The sequence below is a fragment of the Microbispora sp. CL1-1 genome (genome assembly GCF_012034195.1).
GTDB lineage: Bacteria > Actinomycetota > Actinomycetes > Streptosporangiales > Streptosporangiaceae > Microbispora.
Genome location: NZ_JAATEK010000122.1, coordinates 1 through 1,505, shown reverse-complemented (window position 1 = coordinate 1,505; position 1,505 = coordinate 1). Strand labels below are relative to the sequence as shown.

At 66.0% G+C, this 1,505-nt stretch carries 1 protein-coding gene; it reads left to right on the top strand.

The features are described from left to right. Window positions 1-248 precede the first annotated feature (248 nt). A complete protein-coding gene (locus HCK04_RS40200; protein ID WP_142652760.1) occupies window positions 249-1,475 on the top strand; it encodes an IS110 family transposase in 1,227 nt (408 codons plus the stop codon). Window positions 1,476-1,505 lie beyond the last annotated feature (30 nt).

Sequence of the window (1,505 nt, the reverse complement as noted above, 5' to 3'; positions counted from 1 at the left end):
AGATCTAATGACAAATAACGAGTTGCCTGTGTGGCGACTCGGGACTGGTAGCCGCCAGCAGGTGAGCACCCCCAAGATCTGGACCCCGAGTCCTATCGAAAGACCGTGCCCCTCGCTGGTAGCCGGGTGAGTTGATCGCTGATGGGATGTCGTGCCCGCTGACCTGGGCGTGAGCACTGATTCATTAGGTCGCCGACCCCTCCCTCACAGGCTGCCAATGGTGATCGATATCCGAGACAGGAGACGTGTTGCTGTTCGTCGGAGACGACTGGGCCGAAGACCACCACGACATCGAACTAATGGATGCCTCAGGCCGCAGACTGGCCAAAGCCCGGCTCCCGGAGGGCGTGGCGGGCATGGCCCGCCTGCACGCTCTCATCGCCGAGCACTTCGAAAGCGACCTGGGCGAAGACGCCGACCAGGTCTCGATCGGAATCGAAACCGATCGCGGCCCGTGGGTCCAAGCGCTCATCGCCGCTGGTTACCGGGTCTTCGCAATCAACCCCTTGCAGGCCTCGCGTTACCGGGATCGGCATGCGGTCTCGGGTGCCAAGAGCGATGCCGCCGATGCTCATGTGCTGGCCGACATGGTCCGCACCGACTCCCACCAGCTGCGCACCGTGGCCGGCGACAGCGCCGAGGCAGCAGCAATCAAGGTGGTCACCCGCGCACATAAGACGCTGATCTGGGAACGCACGCGCCACCTCCAACGCCTCCGACATGCGCTACGCGAGTACTTCCCTGCCGCGCTGGAGGCGTACGACGATCTGAGCGCCAGCGACGCACTGGAACTCCTGGCGCTCGCGCCGGATCCCGCCTCGGCCGCGCAGCTACCGATCGCGCAGATCACCGCAGCGCTCACCCGGGCCCGCCGCCGCAACCTGGCTGACAAGGCCGCCGCCATCCACGCAGCACTGCACGCCGAGCACCTGGGCCAACCCCAGGCAGTGACAACCGCCTACGCCGCCACGGTCCGCGCCTCGATAGCCGTCCTGACCGTCATCAACGAGCAGATCGCCTTCCTCGAAGAACAGGTGGAGGCGTCCTTCAGCGAGCATCCAGCCGCCGAGATCATCTTGTCGCAGCCGGGTCTGGGACCAATCGTCGGCGCACGTGTGCTCGCCGAGTTCGGCGACGATCCCACTCGATACGCCAATGCGAAGGCCCGCAAGAACTACGCCGGCACCAGCCCGATCACCCGCGCCTCCGGCAAGAAGAAGGTCATCTTGGCCCGCTACGTGCACAACGACCGACTTGTCGACGCCCTCGGCACCCAAGCGTTCTGCGCCCTGCGAGGTTCCCCAGGCGCCCGCGCGTACTACGACCGGCTACGCGCCCGCGGAGCGGGCCACCACACCGCACTGCGCCAACTCGCCAACCGACTCGTCGGCATCCTCCACGGCTGCCTCAAGACCGGCACGCCCTACAACGAGGCCACTGCCTGGGGACACCACGCTGCGGTCGGTGGCGCTTGACTCCCCACATCCTGGGATGTCTTTCGGCAA